Below are 17,947 nucleotides of genomic sequence, written 5' to 3'. Positions count from 1 at the left end.
TCCGATGAGCAACACTGCAAACGTAAACGGTGCCGCGTCGTCCGGCATAATGGCGCGTGCCCTGAAGGAAGCTCTGTTCGCTGGCCTCCTCTCGCTTGGCATGTTCAGCCTCTATATCGGCATCAAGACCGACCAGAACATGGCCAACGAGCTGATCTGGTACACGCGCTGGGGCCTTCTTGCGACCTTCGTCGCCATCGCCGCTGGCGGTCGCTTCGCTCTCGTCGCCTTTGTCCTGCCGTGGTACTCCGCGCGCAAGGAAAAGAAGTCGGCAGCGATGCCGGTCCATGAAATCGATGCCAAGCCGTCCTTCTTCAAGACGCATTTCCTGAAGATCGCGCTGCTTGCCCTGATCCTTTATCCACCCGTGATCCTCGCGCTCTCGGGTGTGCAGGGCTCGCTGAAATATGTCGACAACTTCGGCATCCAGATCCTCATCTACGTGATGCTGGCCTGGGGTCTGAACATCGTCGTCGGTCTCGCCGGTCTTCTCGACCTGGGTTACGTGGCCTTCTACGCCGTCGGTGCCTATTCCTACGCGCTTCTCGCGCAGAACTTCGGCCTGTCCTTCTGGATCCTGCTGCCGATGGCCGGCATTCTCGCCGCCTTCTGGGGCATTATTCTCGGCTTCCCCGTCTTGCGTCTGAGAGGTGACTACCTTGCCATCGTGACGCTCGCTTTCGGGGAAATCATCCGACTGGTGCTGATCAACTGGCAGGAAGTGACCCGGGGTACCTTCGGTATCTCCAGCATTCCGAAGGCAACCTTCTTCGGCATTCCCTTCGATGCGTCTGCTGGCGGCTTTGCCAAGACCTTCGGTCTGCCGATGTCCTCGGCGTACTACAAGATCTACCTGTTCTACATCATTCTCGCTCTGTGCTGCCTGACGGCCTATGTCACGATCCGTCTGCGCCGCATGCCGATCGGTCGCGCCTGGGAAGCCATGCGTGAAGACGAGATCGCCTGCCGCTCGCTCGGTATCAACACGGTCACCACCAAGCTGACGGCCTTCTCGATTGGGGCGATGTTCGGGGGCTTTGCCGGCTCCTTCTTCGCCGCGCGTCAGGGCTTCGTTTCGCCGGAAAGCTTCGTCTTCCTGGAATCCGCCGTCATTCTCGCCATTGTCGTCCTGGGCGGCATGGGGTCTCTGACCGGGATTGCCGTGGCTGCGATCGTCATGATCGGCGGAACGGAATTGCTGCGTGAAATGCAATTCCTGAAGCTCGTCTTCGGTCCCGACTTCACGCCGGAACTGTACCGCATGATCCTCTTCGGCCTCGCCATGGTCATCGTCATGCTGTTCAAGCCGCGCGGTTTCGTTGGCAGCAGAGAGCCGACGGCCTTCCTCAAGGAGCGCAAGGCCGTCTCGGGCAGCTTTACCAAGGAAGGTCACGGCTGATGGCTTCCGGGAATACGACAATGAACAAAGACACCATCCTGAAGGTCGAGCATCTGTCGATGCGCTTTGGTGGCCTGATGGCCATCAACGACTTCTCCTTCGAAGCCAAGCGCGGGGAAATCACCGCGTTGATCGGCCCGAACGGTGCAGGCAAGACCACGGTCTTCAACTGCATCACCGGCTTCTACAAGCCGACCATGGGAATGATCACGCTGAACCAGGAATCCGGCCAGCAGTATCTTCTCGAGCGGCTGCCGGACTTCGAGATCACCAAGAAGGCCAAGGTCGCCCGTACCTTCCAGAACATCCGGCTCTTCTCGGGCCTGACCGTTCTGGAGAACCTTCTGGTCGCCCAGCACAACACGCTGATGAAGGCCTCCGGCTATACCGTGCTCGGTCTTCTCGGCCTGCCGGCCTACAAGAAAGCCGAGGCGGAATCGATCGAGAAGGCCCGCTACTGGCTGGAAAAGGCGGACCTCATCGAGCGCGCCGACGATCCGGCTGGCGATCTGCCCTACGGCGCCCAGCGTCGCCTGGAAATCTGCCGCGCCATGTGCACCGGTCCGGAGCTTCTTTGCCTCGACGAACCGGCGGCTGGCCTCAACCCGAAGGAATCGCTGGCGCTCAACACCCTGTTGCGCAGCATCCGTGACGAGGGCGCCTCGCTGCTCCTGATCGAGCACGACATGTCGGTCGTCATGCAGATCTCCGACCACGTCGTGGTTCTGGAATATGGCCAGAAGATCTCCGATGGCACGCCTGATCACGTCAAGAACGACCCGAAGGTCATCGCGGCCTATCTGGGTGTCGAGGATGAAGAATTGGAAGAAGTGATCCACGAAGTTGAAGCGATTGCCGGAGGGGAAGCCTGATGTCCTCTGAACCGCTTCTCAAGGTTTCCAATGTCGAAACCTATTACGGCAATATCCGTGCGCTCGCCGGTGTCGACGTCGAGGTCCATAAGGGAGAGATCGTGTCGCTGATCGGTGCCAACGGTGCCGGCAAGTCGACGCTGATGATGACCATCTGCGGCAGCCCTCAGGCGCGTGCCGGCCAGGTCGTGTTCGACGGTGAAGACATCACCAAGCTTCCGACGCATCTGATTGCGCGTCGCCGCATCGCCCAGTCGCCGGAAGGGCGTCGCATCTTCCCGCGCATGACGGTTCTCGAGAACCTGCAGATGGGTGCCGGCCTCGACAATCTGAAATACTTCAAGGAGGATGTGGAGAAGGTCTTCACCATGTTCCCCCGTTTGAAGGAACGTCAGAGCCAGCGCGGCGGTACGCTTTCGGGCGGCGAGCAGCAGATGCTCTCGATCGGTCGCGCGTTGATGTCGCGTCCGAAGCTGCTTCTCCTCGACGAGCCGTCGCTCGGTCTCGCACCGCTGATCGTCAAGGGCATCTTCGAGCAGATCAAGCGGCTCAACAAGGAAGAGGGGCTGACCGTCTTCCTCGTCGAGCAGAATGCATTCGCCGCACTGAAGCTTTCCGACCGTGCCTATGTCATGGTCAACGGCAAGGTGACGATGAGTGGCACGGGTAAGGAACTGCTGGCCGATCCGTCGGTCCGCGCGGCCTATCTCGAAGGCGGCCATCACTGAGCGCGGGGAGTATTTGACATGCAAGGTTTGTTTTTCGAAAGCGACACGACTGTTCGTATGGTCCTCCGCTTCCTGGTGCTCCTGCTCGGTTTGTGGACCGCCTGGCGCACCGGCAAGGCTGCCGCGGAAAGCTGGAACGGCTATGGGACGGTGTTCGTCTATGTGCTGGGCTTGGGCTTCGCGATGCGTTTCCTGCACTTTTCGCTGTTCGCAGGGCCGTTCCTCAGCCCGTTCTTCTACATCCTCGATGTGGCCCTTCTGATGGTCTTCGCGGTCGCCGGATTCCAGGCCCGCAGGACCACCCAGATGGTCGACAACTATTACTGGCTCTACGAGAGAACTTCGTATTTCTCGTGGAAGAACAAAGATTGACAAGCTGTTGTTTTCTGTCGCAGATTGGCGACAGAAGGCTACGGCTTGGCGTATAACAAGGCCTCGGCCAGATACAAAAGAGTGGAACAGTTTTCCGGCGCAGTCGCAGCGGGTATTGCGCAGGGTTTTTAACCTAACCCGCACAAAAAACTTGGGAGTAACAATATGAAGAAGTCTCTTCTTTCGGCAGTTGCGCTGACGGCCATGGTTGCCTTCAGCGGCAACGCCTATGCCGAAATCCTGGTCGGCGTTGCCGGTCCGCTGACCGGCCCGAACGCTGCCTTCGGTGCACAGCTGCAGAAGGGTGCCGAGCAGGCTGCTGCCGACATCAACGCAGCTGGCGGCATCAATGGCGAGCCGATCAAGATCGTTCTCGGCGACGACGTCTCGGACGCCAAGCAGGGCGTTTCGGTTGCCAACAAGTTCGTCGCTGACGGCGTCAAGTACGTCATCGGCCACTTCAACTCTGGCGTTTCGATCCCGGCTTCTGAAGTCTATGCCGAAAATGGCATCCTGCAGATCACGCCTGCTTCGACCAACCCGAACTACACCGAGCGCGGCCTGTGGAACACCTTCCGCGTCTGCGGTCGTGACGACCAGCAGGGTGCGGTTGCCGGCAAGTACATCGCTGACAACTTCAAGGATGCAAAGGTTGCCGTCGTTCACGACAAGACGCCTTACGGCCAGGGTCTTGCCGACGAAACCAAGAAGGCGATGAACGAACTCGGCGTCACCGAAGTCATCTACGAAGGCATCACGCCCGGTGAAAAGGACTACTCCGCCCTGATCGCCAAGATGAAGGAAGCCGGCGTTTCGATCGTCTACTTCGGCGGTCTGCACACCGAAGCTGGTCTCATCATGCGTCAGCTCGACAGCCAGGGTCTGGACGCTAAGTTCATGTCCGGCGATGGTATCGTCTCGAACGAACTTGCCTCGATCGCCGGTGACTCCGTGGACGGCACGCTGATGACCTTCGCTCCGGATCCGCGTCTGAACCCGAACGCTACCGATGTCGTCGGCAAGTTCCGCAGCGCCGGTTTCGAGCCGGAAGCCTACACCCTTTATTCCTACGCTGCCGTTCAGGTGATCGCCGCTGCTGCCAAGGCAGGCGAGTCCGTCGATCCGGAAGCCGTTGCTACGGCAATGAAGGAAAAGGGTCCGTTCACGACCGTGATCGGCGACCTCGGCTTCGACGCCAAGGGCGACATCACCCGTCCGGACTACGTCATGTACACCTGGAAGAAGGGCGAGGACGGCAAGTACTCGTACTTCCAGGACTAATTCGATCCCTCATCGGACCGACGGAAAGCCCGGCCTCGCGCCGGGCTTTCTGCGTTTGCGGGCTTCAGTATGGCAAAGCCCGCAGAACGAACTCGGCGCGTTGCTCGACCGGTGCCTTCGGAATGATTGTCCATTCGTAGCCTAGCTCCGCGTAGTGGGCGGCGAGCCTATGATATTCCTCAACAGCGGCTGCGAAGTCATGTTGACGCTCATCGTCATTCGCGAAGATCTCGGGCCAAGGCGGCACGGCGAAGATGCGGCTGTGATACCGCGCGTCCTTCCGCAGTGCCTCGATTGCTGCAGTATTCCCGGTGGCGGATGCGAGGGCGGAGGCCGCGTCAACGAGGCTGCGATCAAAGAACACCCAGCCACCGTGTCCCGCCATGCGATTCCGATCCTCTTGGCCGAGGCGGATCGCTTCTTTGGCGAATGCCTTCAGATCGATCCAGGGCAATGCCGTGCCGCCGACCGCCTGCTGATGCCGGACGATGCGCCGTCCGGGCTCTTCGACCGTCGCAAAGCCGCGTTCATGCAAGGCCTGCAGGAGCGTTGACTTGCCGCCGCCGGAGCAACCGGTAACGATGACGAAATTGTCCATTGTCTTGTCCTGGCGATCGTTGCAGGGGCAGGGGTGCTATGGTGTTTCGGTCGCGGGGGCGAGGCCCCAGACGGTGGCGTGAGCGGTGCCCTATACGCTCCCGCTGGACGCTGACTAACTGAGCCGGTGTGCTCAGGTCTCGCGCAGCACATCCGCCGCTTTGACGGCGGCCGAGGCGCGGTTTTCGACCCCGAGCTTTGAATAGATCTGTTCAAGATGCTTGTTCACAGTGCGGGCGGAAAGGCCCAGGATTTCGCCGATGTCGCGGTTGGCCTTGCCCTTGGCGATCCAAAGCAGGACTTCGCTTTCGCGGTAGGTCAGGCCAAAGCTTTTGCGCAGCATCTCGTCTTCGCTCTGGCGGTTCGCCGAGGTCAGGCGGAAGAGATATTCGTCGGCGCCGATCGTGCCGAGCAATGATAGCGTGAGCGGCAGGCCAGTTGCGCCGGGAAAGGCAAAACTTGCTTCGCTCTGTTTTGGCGTTCCGGCGCGGCGCTGAGAGAGCCATGCCGCGGCGGCCTTCGCCACATCGCCGATTCCCTCTGCATGACCGATCGCCGTCTCGATCAGACGGTTGGCCTGCGGCGTCGTCCAGTGGACCTGCCCGTCCCCCCGGATGGCGAGCAGATGACGGCCGGCAGCGTCGAGGGCGACACGGGCGCTTTGGGCCGAGCGGGCATTCGAGAGGTGAACGCGGATGCGGGCGCGCAGCTCATCGATGTTGATCGGCTTGGTGAGGTAGTCCACGCCGCCCGATTCGAGTGCTTTCACCACGTGTTCGGTCTCTGTGAGCCCGGTCATGAAGATGACCGGGACCTGCGCGACCACCGGATCGGCCTTCAAGGTGCGGCAGGTCTCGAATCCGTCCATGCCGGGCATGACCGCATCGAGCAGAATGAGGTCGGGGCTGATCCGGGCAACGATCGAGAGCGCGCCGTGGCCGGAGGTTGCGATCAGCACGGAATAGCCCGAGGCTTCCAGCGCTTCGGTCAGGAAGCCGAGCGCATCGGGACTGTCGTCCACCAGAAGCACGATGTCGCGACGGTTCGCCTCAGCCATGGATCGGCTCCCTGCCGGTTTCGAATGAGGTGAGAAAGCCGCGCAGGCCGGCGAGGTCGAAGGCCTGCAGGTAAGTGCGGGCCGCGTCGACAAAGGCCGTCGTGTTCCCCAGCCCGCCGAGTTCGGCAAGCTTTGCCTCGATGCCGCGGACATAGCCGATATCGCAGAAGCTGATCAACTCCTCGATATGCATTGCCCCGGGCGAGACCGGACGCTCCGCCGGCACTGCCGGCTGCAGCAGCCGCGGGTCGTCTGCATAGATCCAGTCTAAGCCGAGAAAACGGGCGAGCTTGTCGCGCAGACGGGTGATGTCGACGGGCTTCGTGATCGCGTCATCATGACCTTCGCCGCCGGGCGCAGGGGCGTCGCCGACATTGGCCGAGAGCATCAGTATCGGCGCCTTCTGGCCGGCGTCGCGCAGCTTCTCCACGAGTTGCCAGCCATTCATACCCGGCATCGAGATGTCGACGAGGAAGAGGTCGGCCTTCACGCCTTCGATCAGGGTCAGGCATTCGGGCCCGCCACCCGCTGTCAGGACGACGAAATCGAGCGGGGCGAGCACCTCGCGCATCAATTCGCGGTGGTCCTCGTTGTCATCGACGACGACGATGGTGCGGCGCGGGCCGGTATAGGAGACGATCTTCCGCTCGGGCGCAGGTGCCGTATTCGGACGGTCGATGGCCGAGAGCATCAGGCGCACCTTGAAGGTCGAACCGCGGTCGCGCTCGCTGGTCACGGAGATCTCGCCTCCGAGCGTGTTGGTCAGGAGCTTGGTGATGGTGAGGCCGAGGCCGAGGCCCGGCTGCGGGCGGATGTTGTCGGCCTCGCCGCGCTGGAAGGGCTCGTAGATGCGGTTGAGGTCCTTTTCCGAGATGCCGCGACCGGTGTCGCTGACGGTGAAGGTTGCCACCTGGCTGCGATAATCGACGGAAAAGCGGATGGTGCCTTCCTCGGTGAACTTGATGGCGTTCGACAGCAGGTTGACGAGGATCTGGCGCAGGCGGCGCTCGTCGGTTCGCACATAGAGCGGCAGTGCGCGAGAGCGCTGGTGTTCGAAGAGAATGCCCTTGGCTGCCGCCTGGGGAGTAAACATGTCGATCAGCTGGTCGAGGAAATCCTGAATGTTGACCTCGTTGGAGAAGACCTGCAGGCGGCCCGCCTCGATTTTCGAGATATCCAGGAGGCCGTCGATCAGGCCGGACAGATGGTCGGCGGAGCGACGGATCACCTTGATCGCCGACTGGCGCGGCACGGGGATCGTCTCGTCGCGTTCGAGGATCTGGGCATAACCGAGCACGGCATTGAGCGGCGTGCGCAGCTCGTGGGAGAGGCCGACGACATAACGGCTCTTTGCCCGGTTCGCGGCTTCTGCCGTCTCCTTGGCAGTCTGAAGTGCGGCATCGGTCTTGCGGTGGGCAGCGATTTCCTTGAGCAGAAGCGTGTTCTGGCGGGAGGATTCTTCTTCCGCCACGACGCGGCTGTCATGGGCGAGCACATAGAACCAGGAAACGATGCCGGCGATGATGGCGAAGATGAAGAAGACGACGGTGACCGTGCGGTTGACCACGTCGGTCATCGCAGGGGTCGCGGCATTCACTTGGTGGGCGATGACCGCAAGGATGATGCCGATGACGGAGATCGAGATCATGGCGGTCAGCGCATAGCGGCCGAGACGGGTCGAGAAGGTCTCTATCACCGCATCTGGGAGCAGGGCGCGGGCAACCGTCGCGGCCTGGGCGTTGATCTTTGCGTGCGGCTTGCACATGTCGTGGCAGCGGCTATCGAGCGTGCAGCAGAGCGAGCAGATCGGGGCTGCATAGGCGGGACACCAGGCCATGTCTTCGGGCTCGAACGGGTGTTCGCAGATCGAGCAGGTGATGCCGGTCTGGTTCTTCCAGCTGTAGCGCGGCTTGCGCGCCAGGTAGAACTTGCCGTCGGTCCACCAAGCGATCAGCGGCGAGATCACAAAGGCCACCAAGGTCACATAGGTCGACAGCGATGCCATGGTCGAACCGAAGGCGCCGAAATGGGCAGCGAGCGCCAATCCGGCGGAGAGCGCCATGGTGCCGCAGCCGACGGGATTGATGTCGTAGAGGTGGGCGCGCTTGAACTCGATGCCGGGCGGGGACAAGCCCAGCTTCTTGTTGACGAAGAGATCTGCGGAGATGGCACAAAGCCAGCTCATGGCGATGATCGAAAAGATGCCGAGCGTCTCTTCGAGCAGTCCGTAGATGCCAAGCTCCATCAACAGAAGCGCGATCGCAACGTTGAAGACGAGCCAGACGACGCGGCCCGGATGGCTGTGGGTCAGGCGCGAAAAGAAGTTCGACCAGGCGAGTGAGCCTGCATAGGCGTTCATCACGTTGATCTTGAGTTGGGAGATCACCACGAAGCCGGCCATCAGCAGCATGGCGGCCGTCTCGTTGGGGATCATGTAGCCGAAGGCTGCGACATACATGTGGGCGGGATCCGCGGCCTCGCTGATCGGCACGCCGGTGGAAAGCGTCAGCACCGCGAGGAATGAGCCGGCGAGCAGTTTCGGGACGCCGAGCACGACCCAGCCGGAGCCGGCAAGAAAGATCGCGATGCGGTGGTGCAGTTTGCGGGGCCCTTCCGGGGGCAGGAAGCGAAGAAAGTCGACCTGTTCGCCGATCTGCGGCATCAGCGCCAGAATGACGGCGGAAGCGGCGCCGAATTCCAGGAGATTGAAGGGAGCAGTCTTGCCCAGATGGGCGTTGGAATGGCCGACACCGGCGAAGGCCAGCCAGAGGTCGATCTTTTCCCAGTCGAGAAAGGCGATGAAGACGAAGGGCAGAATGTTGAGCACGATCCAGAAGGGCTGGGTGATCAGCTGGAACTTCGAAATCATCCGGATGCCGTAGGTGACCAGCGGCAGTACGGCCACGGCGGAGATGATGTAGCCGAGCCAGAGCGGAATACCGAAGGCAAGTTCCAGCGCCTTGGTCATGATCGAAGCCTCGATGGCAAAGAGCATGAAGGTGAAGGCTGCATAGATCAGCGAGGTGATGGTCGATCCGATATAGCCGAAGCCGGCACCGCGGGTCAGAAGATCGATGTCGACGCCGTGACGGATGGCATAGCGGCTGATCGGTATGCCGACGAGCAGCATCAGGATCGCGGCAGCAATGATGGCGAAAAAGGCGTTCGTGGTGCCGTAGGCGATGGTGATTGTGCCGCCAATCGCCTCCAGGGCCAGAAAACTGATTGCGCCGATTGCCGTTTGCGAAATGCGACTGGAGGAGAATTTGCGGGCGCTCTTCGCCGTAAAGCGCAGCGCATAGTCCTCCAGCGTCTGGTTCGCGACCCAGCGATTGTATTCGCGGCGAACGGGGATGATGCGTTGGCGTGCGGCCATGCCTAAATTCTAGCGCCTTGTGTCGGGTGGCTTTCCTTTAGGCATTTTCACGCGATTGTCCAGAATAGCAAGGCCCGTCAGGGCTTGATGAGGCCGCCCTGATAGTCAAGTTGATAGACGACGCGCTCCCCCATCCGGATACGCTCGACACCGAGGAAGCTGCGATAGTCTCCGACAGACTGGTCGACATATTCTCCGAGCGAATGCAGATAGGTGAAGCCGCCGAGAAAGCGCTTTTCCTGGTAAAGCGCCGTCAGAGCTTGCTTGATGACGGTGCCTGCCCGCCCGCCGTCGAAACGCTCGGCATCAAGGATGCGACCGTAATAGTTCATTGCCCAGACCGGGGCAGTGTCATCCCAGACCACTTCCTGGCCGAGAAAGTCCGTTCCACCGTAGTAGCTGTCGAGATAACGAAAGCGTCCCTTCTCGTAGGGAATGTCCGTAGCGCCGATCCGGGTTGCCACGGGGGAAGGGGCCTTGCCGCTTATATAGGTCACGGCTTTGGCTTCTATGATGAAACTCTCCAAAGCGTCCACGGTCGCCTCCTTATGCTGGAACATAATGAGAACGTATTGACTTCGAGACGGCTGAGCAACCCTAGCAACGCAGGGGTTGCGGCAGGTTGATTGGATCATTCCGCCGGAACCTGGACGGCCAGCCGATCGGAGAGGGCCCTGACAAGCGCATTGGCATCGTAGGGCTTGCGCACGACCGGTACGGACAACAATTCCTCCGGAACCGAAGAGCGATCGTCGTAACCCGTGGCGAAGACAAAGGGAATGCCGCGACGCATGAGTTCCTGGGCAACGGGCACCGATGTGTCGCTGCCGAGATTGATGTCGAGGATCGCGATCGCCGGTGCGAAACTCCTGAGCCGGTTCAGCGCGTCGCTGCTCGAGCTCGCGGTCACGATATTGTCGATGCCGGCATCGGCGAGCATCATTTCCGCGTCCATGGCGATCAGCACCTGGTCCTCAACCAAGAGGACCGGTATTCCAGCGATGCTCGTCGGGTGATCAGCCACTTCGGCTTCGGCATGCGGATTGGGTTCTTCGCTCACGGTTTCAGCTTCCCAGTTCAGAAAGCGGCCCGGCAGCCGGAACTCGGCATCCAGCCCCGCGGGATGATAATCGACACGGCTCGTGCCGCCGAGGTCATAGGGGATGCTGCGCTCGATGAGGGCCGAACCGAAGCCTTTTCGGCCGATGGGACCAATGGTCGGTCCGCCACTTTCGCGCCAATGGAGACGGCAGTCGCCATCGCTGGTTTTCTCCCAGAAAATGGCGAGCGAGCCGCCGTCGCGCGACAGCGCGCCGTACTTCGCAGCATTTGTGCACATCTCATGGATCACAAGGGCTGCGACGGCATGGGCACGGGCGTCGAGCGTGACAGAGGGGCCCTTGATCTCGATCAGGCTGTGACCGGCGCGATAGGGCAGGAGCTCTGCCTGCAGGAGGTCGTTGAGCGTGCCGCCGCCGCCGCCGCGGGTCAGCTGGTCATGGGCATGGGAGAGGGCGTGGATACGGCCGCGCAGCGAACCGATATAGTCCTGGATCGGCACTTCATCCTGCGAAGGTGTGGCCACCAGCGACTTGATCACCGCCAGGATGTTCTTCACCCGATGGTTCAGCTCCTCGTTCAGCATGCGCTGGCGGACGTCGGACTTGCTGCGTTCCTCTTCCATCAGCTCGTTGTGACGCAGGACAATTTCGACGGTGGCGGAGCGGATCGCTTCCGCAATCTCGAAATCGCTGTCGCGCCAAGGCGTCGCCTGGCGCTGAACGGTTTCCTTCCACAGGGCAAAGCTCTTGCGCGGGGTCAAGCGATCGCCGAGCGGACCTGTTTCATAGGTCTTTTCCGGATTGCCAGCCCAATTCAGCGTCTGCAGGCGTTCCTTGCGGAAGAAGAAGATGTAGTCGCGCGGCAAATGCGAGAGGGGGACTGCCATGACGCCAGAGACGTTCTCGAAGTAGGCGGCGGCTGGCGGATAAACCTCGGACAGTGTCTTCGTCGACCAGATCCGTCCATCCGCTACCTCGGTGATGAAACGGGCGAAGTCTCCCTCCGTCCCTGGCGGTGGCGTGCTGCCAATGGCCGTCCAGCGGCCGTTCATCAAGAGGCCGACGCCGTCGCAGGCAAACAGCGTCTGAAATTCGGGAAGGGCGGCGGTCAGGATGTCGTCGAGATCGGAGCGGTGCGAAGCTGCCTGGAGAAAACGATCCAGCGAGCGGCGCGCATCGTTGGAGATATCCAGCTTGCGTTTCTGCTTGAGCGCAAGAAGATGGAGCGAGAAAAACTCGCCGAACATCTCAGCCGCGATGCGCTCGGACATCGTCAGGGTCTTTGGCGCGTAGTGATGGCAGGCGATCAGGCCCCATAGTTTGCCATCCACGATGATCGAGATCGACATGGAGGCCGAAACGCCCATGTTGCGCAGGTATTCGCAGTGGATCGGCGAGACGCTGCGCAGGTGGGCGAAGGAGAGGTCTAGCGGAGCAGCCCGCTCTTCCGCCTGCGGCAGCAGATCGACGCGCAGACCTCGTGCATCCGAAATGACGCGTATCGGGTTCTGCATGTAGAGAATGCGCGCCTGGCGCGGGATATCGGTCGCCGGAAAATACTGGCCGAGAAAACTTTCCAGATCGTGCCGCTTCGCCTCACTCGCGACCTTGCCCGACCCGTCCTCCTCGAAGCGGTAGACCATGACGCGGTCGTAGCCGAGCACAGTGCGAACCAGCTTGGCGGACGCGGAAATGAGCAGATCGATGTCGTTGATATCCTTCACCCGGCCGATCATCTCGCGGGCGAGCTGCAGCGGCTGGGTGCGTCGGAACGATGGCTCGAATTCGAGGATCGCCCCCTGCTTCTGGCGATGGACCGCGACATCGAAATGTTGCCCGGTCGGCAGGCGCAAATGGGCGATCACCGCCGGGCGACTCGCTTCGGGTGCGGCAGCCACAGCGTTGCGGATGTCATGGATCACGTCCTCGCCGAGTAGATCGGCGATCCAGAGCCCTTCCATGGGGCCCTTGGCGCCCAGCATCTGCGGGGCATTCGCCGAATAAAGCCGGATCGACGTTATCTCGGGGTCACAGGCGAGAAGACATCCATGTGGCTGGATCGAGCCGGGGATGTGGATGGGTTCGCGATCACAATTGGTGAGGTCTACGGACGGAACGTTCTGCATTCAGGGCGCTTTCGAAGGCACTACGGGCATAGTCGAAAGCGGTGTTTGCCCACCTAGCTGCGGCTCGGTTGTCGTATACACGCACGTTCTCCATATGCTCAGTCAACGCACGCCAGCTTGAAAAGTTCCGTGCTTGTGAAAAAAGATGTCGTGCGCCGAAATCGGCCGACAGACCGAGCGCTTCCGCGCGCTTGGCGAGAAGGCGAGCGCCGAGCGCCGACCCTTCCAGGACATAGAGCAGTCCGACGATGCCATTGCCCTCCGGGGGCGTAAACGCCGGCTGGTCGGTCGGCGGGCGGGTGTTCAAGTCAGACAGATCGGCCTCCAGCTCGGCATGGACCCGGTGGAGCTCGTAGCCCTTCAGGTCCAGAGGCAGTTCTGCCTCAGAGAGCCAGGCTTCGACTGGCATGCGGAAGGCTGCGATACCGGCCAGATAACATTTGTAGTCATCGAGGGTCCGGAAACTGCCGACGAGGCTATCGAGCGCCGCATGAGCGTCGGCAGTCGCCTCTTTGAGAGCAGTTCGACGGGGCGGAAAATCCATTGCAATCCTTTCTAGACACGCCCTTCTATATCGGTGGTCTTTTGATCTGTACAACCCTGAACTTCTAAGGCGGGGATCGGCCTGCGCAGAGGCTCCCTCTTTTGCCCCCCGACCTACGTTAAACGACGTATACGGTTTTGCACTGCGGCATCCGATAGTTCCCTTCAGCAACGGTTAACTTTCCTTAACCGACCGGTTGCGGACAAGAAGAGGGGATCACGACAATGACTGTGAAGATGAAACTGACCGGCGCCCTGCTGGGTGCCATGCTGTCGACGACGGCTTTCAACGGTGCATTCGCGCAGGAAGACACGATCAAGATCGGCGTCCTGCACTCGCTGTCCGGTACGATGGCGATTTCGGAAACGACGTTGAAAGACGCCATGCTGATGCTCGTCGAAGAGCAGAACAAGAAGGGTGGCGTTCTCGGCAAAAAACTCGAAGCCGTTGTGGTCGATCCGGCTTCCGACTGGCCGCTGTTTGCCGAAAAGGCCCGCGAGCTGATCGAAAAGGACAAGGTCGCGGCCGTCTTCGGTTGCTGGACCTCGTCTTCGCGCAAGTCGGTCCTGCCGGTCTTCGAGGAGCTGAACTCGATCCTCTTCTACCCGGTTCAGTACGAGGGTGAAGAATCCTCGCGCAACATCTTCTACACAGGTGCTGCTCCGAACCAGCAGGCCATCCCGGCCGTCGATTATCTCGCTGAAAGCGAAGGCGTCGAGCGTTGGGTTCTCGCCGGCACCGACTACGTCTATCCGCAGACGACCAACAAGATCCTCAAAGCCTATCTGATGTCAAAGGGCGTTGCCGAAGAAGACATCATGATTAACTACACGCCGTTCGGTCATTCCGACTGGCAGACCATCGTTTCCGACATCAAGAAGTTCGGTTCGGCCGGCAAGAAGACCGCCGTCGTTTCGACCATCAACGGTGACGCCAACGTTCCGTTCTACAAGGAGCTGGGCAACCAGGGCATCAAGGCCGAAGACATCCCGGTCGTCGCTTTCTCGGTCGGTGAAGAAGAACTCGCCGGTCTCGATACCGCACCGCTCGTCGGCCACCTCGCCGCCTGGAACTACTTCCAGTCCGTCGACACCCCGGCCAATGCCGAGTTCATCAAGACATGGCATGCCTTTACCGGCAACGAAAAGCGCGTGACCAACGACCCGATGGAAGCTGCCTATATCGGCTTCAACGCCTGGGTTAAGGCCGTCGAAGCTGCCGGCACGACCGAGACCGATGCCGTTCTCGATAGCATCATCGGTGTCGCCGTTCCGAACCTGACCGGCGGCTACTCGACCGTCATGCCGAACCACCACATCACCAAGCCGGTGCTGATCGGCGAGATCCAGGCCGACGGCCAGTTCGAAGTCGTCCAGGAAACGCCTGCCGTCGTCGGTGACGAGTGGTCCGATTACCTGCCTGATTCCAAGGATCTGATCGCCGATTGGCGCAAGCCGATGGAATGCGGCAACTTCAACGTTGCCACCGGCAAGTGCGGCGGCAAGGGCAGCTGATAACAGCCTTCTCAAACCTCCCCCTTGAGGGGGGAGGTCATCGCGCAGCGATGGGTGGGGGGTGATTTCGTGCACAGCGTCACCCCACCCCGAACCTTCGGTTCGACCCTCCCCCTCAAGGGGAGGGTGTTCGTGAACCGCAGTTAGCGGAACTACCCCTTCTTCCCGTTTACGGGGCGAAGGTGCCGGCAGGCGGATGAGGGGCTTTCCGAGCTCCGCCGCCCCGCCAACCGGGGGACAACAGAATGCTTATCCGTTTCATCACACTCGCCTTTCTCCTCCTCTCCTTCGCCGCGCCCTGCTTTGCGCAGAGCGATCCCAGAGATCTCATCAACGCGCTCGGAAAAGCCAATTTCAAGCAGGCCGAAGAGCTGCTCGGGCAGATCGCGGCCACCGCCGATCCCCGGGTCGTGCCGGCACTCGAGGCTTTCGCAGAGGGCGATCTTTATGTCCGCAAGTCGGACAATCAGGTCTTCATCACCAAGGCGGCCGGCAGCAATCTTGCGGCCATCGATCCGCTGACGGGCGAGACCGTCGCCGAAGAGCCGAAAGGTGCCTTCACCAAGGTCAAGGTCAACAACAGTCTCCGACGCGCCATCCGTTCGGCGCTCGGCGGCCTGACCCTGCTCAGCCCCGACCGCAGGGTTCGGCTTGCCGCGGCCCAGGCCGTCCTCCAGTCGCCCGGTGCCGAAAACCTTGATCTCGTAGAGGCAGCTCTGGCGCAGGAAGAAGACGGGGAGGTGAAGGCCCGCATGGAAGAGGCGCGTGCTGTCTCGGTGCTCGCCTCCGACCGCTCGGTTGAGGAAAAGCGTGCCGCAATCGAAACCGTGGCGTCCCTCGGCGGCCGCGGGGCGATCGGCATCCTGATGTCCGTCTCCTCCACCATCGACGAAAGCCTGAGGCCCGACCTCGATGCCGCCATATCCGGGCTCGAAAGCAAGCTTCTCCTTTGGGATGCGGCGGAGAATGTCTGGTATGGCATTTCGCTTGGATCGGTGCTGCTGCTGGCGGCCATCGGCCTTGCCATCACCTTCGGCGTCATGGGCATCATCAACATGGCGCATGGCGAGATGGTGATGATCGGCGCCTATTCCACCTTCGTGGTGCAGCAGGTCATCCGCACCAGCTATCCCGGGCTGTTCGACTGGTCGCTGGCGATTGCGCTTCCCGTCGCCTTCCTGATGACGGCTGTGATTGGCCTCGTCATCGAGCGCGGTGTCATTCGTTTCCTCTATGGCCGGCCGCTCGAAACCCTGCTGGCCACCTGGGGCATCTCGCTGATCCTGCAGCAGACCGTGCGCACGATCTTCGGCCCGACCAACCAGGAAGTGGGCAACCCCTCCTGGATGTCCGGTTCCTTTGCGCTCGGTGGCATGACGATCACCTGGAACCGCCTCTGGATCGTACTCTTCTCCCTCACCATCTTCTTTGCTCTGCTCGCGCTGATGAAGAAGTCCGCCTTCGGCCTGCAGATGCGTGCCGTGACCCAGAACCGCCGCATGGCGTCTTCCATGGGCATTCGCACGCCTTGGGTCGATGCCTTCACCTTTGCGCTCGGTTCGGGCATTGCCGGTATCGCCGGGGTGGCGCTTTCCCAGATCGACAATGTCTCTCCGAACCTCGGCCAGGCCTATATCATCGACAGCTTCATGGTCGTGGTCTTCGGCGGTGTCGGCAATCTCTGGGGCACGCTGGTCGGCGCCTTGTCACTCGGCATCCTCAACAAGTTCCTTGAACCGTCAGTGGGGGCTGTGCTCGGCAAGATCCTCGTGCTCGTGCTGATCATTCTCTTCATTCAGAAACGACCGCGCGGCCTCTTCGCGCTCAAGGGAAGGGCGGTGGAAGCATGATTACCGGCTTCATCTTACGTGCACTCGAAGGCAAGATCCTGATTGCCGCCGGCATCCTCGTCGCCTTCGCACTACTCATTCCGGCGCTCAATCTCCTGATGCCGCCGGACAGCCCTTTACATGTGCCGACCTACATCATGTCGCTGCTCGGCAAGTATCTCTGCTATGCACTGCTGGCGCTGGCCCTCGATCTTGTCTGGGGCTATTGCGGCATCCTTTCGCTCGGCCACGGGGCCTTCTTCGCGCTCGGTGGCTACGCGATGGGCATGTATATGATGCGCCAGATCGGCTCTCGCGGCGTCTATGGCGATCCCATCCTGCCAGACTTCATGGTCTTCCTGAACTGGAAGGAACTGCCGTGGTTCTGGTACGGCATGGACATGTTCCCCGTCGCCATGGCGATGGTGTTGATCGTGCCCGGCCTGCTCGCCTTCATCTTCGGCTGGTTCGCCTTCCGCTCCCGCGTCAACGGCGTCTATCTGTCGATCATCACCCAGGCGATGACCTATGCGCTGATGCTCGCCTTCTTCCGCAACGATATGGGCTTCGGCGGCAATAACGGCCTCACCGACTACAAGGAGATCCTCGGCTTCTCAGTCCAGGCCTCCGGCACGCGCGCCGTGCTCTTTGCGCTCTCGGCCATTTTCCTCGCACTCTGCCTGGTCATTGCGTCCGGCATCACCCGCTCGAAATTCGGCAAGGTGCTGGTCGGTGTGCGCGATGCGGAAAGCCGTGTGCGTTTCCTCGGCTACCGCGTCGAGAACATCAAGCTCTTCACCTTCGTCGTCTCGGCGATGATGGCGGGCATTGCCGGCGCGCTCTTCGTGCCGCAGGTCGGCATCATTAATCCCGGCGAGTTTGCCCCGGCCAACTCCATCGAGGTGGTCGTGTGGACCGCGGTCGGCGGGCGCGGCACGCTGATCGGGCCGATCATCGGCGCGATCCTTGTCAATGTCGGCAAGAGCTACTTCACCGGCGCTTTCCCAGACCTCTGGCTCTTTGCGCTCGGCGGCCTCTTTATCTTCGTCACGCTGTTCCTGCCCAAGGGCATCGTCGGCACGGTCCAGGCCACTCTCGCGAAACGCAAGGACTATGCCCGCGAGGCCGACAAGGACGCTGCCAATAGCGACGTGAAACCCCAATCGGCCCCCGTGGCTGCGGAGTGAGACC

At 61.1% G+C, this 17,947-nt stretch carries 14 protein-coding genes; 8 read left to right on the top strand and 6 right to left on the bottom strand.

Annotated elements, in window-relative coordinates:
- The first annotated feature begins 4 nt into the window (after positions 1-4).
- The 5 genes from livM (at position 5) to ACQKP1_RS14920 (ending at position 4,652) form a co-directional block, all read left to right on the top strand.
- Positions 5-1,399, top strand: a complete 1,395-nt coding sequence (gene livM, locus ACQKP1_RS14940; RefSeq protein ID WP_427275863.1) for a high-affinity branched-chain amino acid ABC transporter permease LivM — start codon at positions 5-7, stop codon at positions 1,397-1,399.
- Complete coding sequence (locus ACQKP1_RS14935) at positions 1,399-2,271, top strand: ABC transporter ATP-binding protein (RefSeq protein WP_427275862.1); 873 nt, start codon at positions 1,399-1,401, stop codon at positions 2,269-2,271. The genes livM and ACQKP1_RS14935 overlap by 1 nt, the downstream gene beginning before the upstream one ends.
- Positions 2,271-2,999 carry an ABC transporter ATP-binding protein gene (locus tag ACQKP1_RS14930; protein WP_427275861.1) on the top strand — a complete coding sequence of 243 codons (729 nt, stop codon included), beginning with the start codon at positions 2,271-2,273 and terminating at the stop codon, positions 2,997-2,999. Before ACQKP1_RS14935 ends, ACQKP1_RS14930 begins: the two co-directional genes overlap by 1 nt.
- Positions 3,000-3,017: 18 nt before the next feature.
- Positions 3,018-3,371: a DUF6867 family protein gene (locus ACQKP1_RS14925; RefSeq protein ID WP_006725835.1), complete on the top strand. Its 354-nt coding sequence runs from the start codon at positions 3,018-3,020 to the stop codon at positions 3,369-3,371.
- 165 nt (positions 3,372-3,536) lie between these two features.
- On the top strand, positions 3,537-4,652 hold the full coding sequence (locus ACQKP1_RS14920; protein WP_427275860.1) for a branched-chain amino acid ABC transporter substrate-binding protein: 1,116 nt from the start codon (positions 3,537-3,539) through the stop codon (positions 4,650-4,652).
- A gap of 64 nt (positions 4,653-4,716) precedes the next feature.
- Here ACQKP1_RS14920 and ACQKP1_RS14915 read toward each other — a convergent pair whose 3' ends face one another.
- The 6 genes from ACQKP1_RS14915 to ACQKP1_RS14890 form a co-directional block, all read right to left on the bottom strand.
- Complete coding sequence (locus ACQKP1_RS14915; protein WP_427275859.1) at positions 4,717-5,250, bottom strand: AAA family ATPase; 534 nt, start codon at positions 5,248-5,250, stop codon at positions 4,717-4,719.
- A gap of 132 nt (positions 5,251-5,382) precedes the next feature.
- Entirely contained in the window at positions 5,383-6,306 is a 924-nt protein-coding gene (locus tag ACQKP1_RS14910) for a response regulator (RefSeq protein ID WP_427275858.1), read from the bottom strand.
- Positions 6,299-9,682, bottom strand: coding sequence for a hybrid sensor histidine kinase/response regulator (locus tag ACQKP1_RS14905; RefSeq protein ID WP_427275857.1), 3,384 nt, complete (start codon positions 9,680-9,682; stop codon positions 6,299-6,301). Before ACQKP1_RS14905 ends, ACQKP1_RS14910 begins: the two co-directional genes overlap by 8 nt.
- A gap of 77 nt (positions 9,683-9,759) precedes the next feature.
- The gene (locus ACQKP1_RS14900; protein WP_427275856.1) at positions 9,760-10,242 is read right to left on the bottom strand and encodes a DUF5680 domain-containing protein; all 483 of its coding nucleotides are present in this window, start codon (positions 10,240-10,242) and stop codon (positions 9,760-9,762) included.
- A 71-nt stretch (positions 10,243-10,313) separates the two neighbouring features.
- Positions 10,314-12,869, bottom strand: a complete 2,556-nt coding sequence (locus ACQKP1_RS14895; RefSeq protein ID WP_427275855.1) for an HWE histidine kinase domain-containing protein — start codon at positions 12,867-12,869, stop codon at positions 10,314-10,316.
- The gene (locus ACQKP1_RS14890) at positions 12,832-13,413 is read right to left on the bottom strand and encodes a biliverdin-producing heme oxygenase (RefSeq protein WP_427275854.1); all 582 of its coding nucleotides are present in this window, start codon (positions 13,411-13,413) and stop codon (positions 12,832-12,834) included. The genes ACQKP1_RS14895 and ACQKP1_RS14890 overlap by 38 nt, the downstream gene beginning before the upstream one ends.
- Before the next feature lie 224 nt (positions 13,414-13,637).
- Between ACQKP1_RS14890 and urtA the strand changes: the two genes are divergently transcribed.
- The 3 genes from urtA to urtC all read left to right on the top strand — a co-directional run bounded on the left by urtA (position 13,638) and on the right by urtC (position 17,943).
- On the top strand, positions 13,638-14,927 hold the full coding sequence (urtA, locus tag ACQKP1_RS14885) for an urea ABC transporter substrate-binding protein (RefSeq protein WP_427275853.1): 1,290 nt from the start codon (positions 13,638-13,640) through the stop codon (positions 14,925-14,927).
- Between the two features lie 245 nt (positions 14,928-15,172).
- A complete protein-coding gene (urtB, locus tag ACQKP1_RS14880) occupies positions 15,173-16,777 on the top strand; it encodes an urea ABC transporter permease subunit UrtB (protein WP_427275852.1) in 1,605 nt (534 codons plus the stop codon).
- The gene (urtC, locus tag ACQKP1_RS14875; RefSeq protein ID WP_427275851.1) at positions 16,774-17,943 is read left to right on the top strand and encodes an urea ABC transporter permease subunit UrtC; all 1,170 of its coding nucleotides are present in this window, start codon (positions 16,774-16,776) and stop codon (positions 17,941-17,943) included. Before urtB ends, urtC begins: the two co-directional genes overlap by 4 nt.
- Positions 17,944-17,947 lie beyond the last annotated feature (4 nt).

The sequence above is a fragment of the Allorhizobium sp. NPDC080224 genome (assembly GCF_050281005.1).
Taxonomy (GTDB): Bacteria; Pseudomonadota; Alphaproteobacteria; order Rhizobiales; family Rhizobiaceae; genus Allorhizobium.
Note: the sequence above shows the minus strand (reverse complement) of the source record. Positions and strands in the feature narration are given on the sequence as shown.

Bases quoted from the DNA above. Each gene is read 5' to 3' on its own strand.
- livM (WP_427275863.1), top strand. From the start codon at position 5: ATGAGCAACACTGCAAACGTAAACGGTGCCGCGTCGTCCGGCATAATG.
- ACQKP1_RS14935 (WP_427275862.1), top strand. From the start codon at position 1,399: ATGGCTTCCGGGAATACGACAATGAACAAAGACACCATCCTGAAGGTC.
- ACQKP1_RS14930 (WP_427275861.1), top strand. From the start codon at position 2,271: ATGTCCTCTGAACCGCTTCTCAAGGTTTCCAATGTCGAAACCTATTAC.
- ACQKP1_RS14925 (WP_006725835.1), top strand. From the start codon at position 3,018: ATGCAAGGTTTGTTTTTCGAAAGCGACACGACTGTTCGTATGGTCCTC.
- ACQKP1_RS14920 (WP_427275860.1), top strand. From the start codon at position 3,537: ATGAAGAAGTCTCTTCTTTCGGCAGTTGCGCTGACGGCCATGGTTGCC.
- ACQKP1_RS14915 (WP_427275859.1), bottom strand. From the start codon at position 5,250: ATGGACAATTTCGTCATCGTTACCGGTTGCTCCGGCGGCGGCAAGTCA.
- ACQKP1_RS14910 (WP_427275858.1), bottom strand. From the start codon at position 6,306: ATGGCTGAGGCGAACCGTCGCGACATCGTGCTTCTGGTGGACGACAGT.
- ACQKP1_RS14905 (WP_427275857.1), bottom strand. From the start codon at position 9,682: ATGGCCGCACGCCAACGCATCATCCCCGTTCGCCGCGAATACAATCGC.
- ACQKP1_RS14900 (WP_427275856.1), bottom strand. From the start codon at position 10,242: ATGTTCCAGCATAAGGAGGCGACCGTGGACGCTTTGGAGAGTTTCATC.
- ACQKP1_RS14895 (WP_427275855.1), bottom strand. From the start codon at position 12,869: ATGCAGAACGTTCCGTCCGTAGACCTCACCAATTGTGATCGCGAACCC.
- ACQKP1_RS14890 (WP_427275854.1), bottom strand. From the start codon at position 13,413: ATGGATTTTCCGCCCCGTCGAACTGCTCTCAAAGAGGCGACTGCCGAC.
- urtA (WP_427275853.1), top strand. From the start codon at position 13,638: ATGACTGTGAAGATGAAACTGACCGGCGCCCTGCTGGGTGCCATGCTG.
- urtB (WP_427275852.1), top strand. From the start codon at position 15,173: ATGCTTATCCGTTTCATCACACTCGCCTTTCTCCTCCTCTCCTTCGCC.
- urtC (WP_427275851.1), top strand. From the start codon at position 16,774: ATGATTACCGGCTTCATCTTACGTGCACTCGAAGGCAAGATCCTGATT.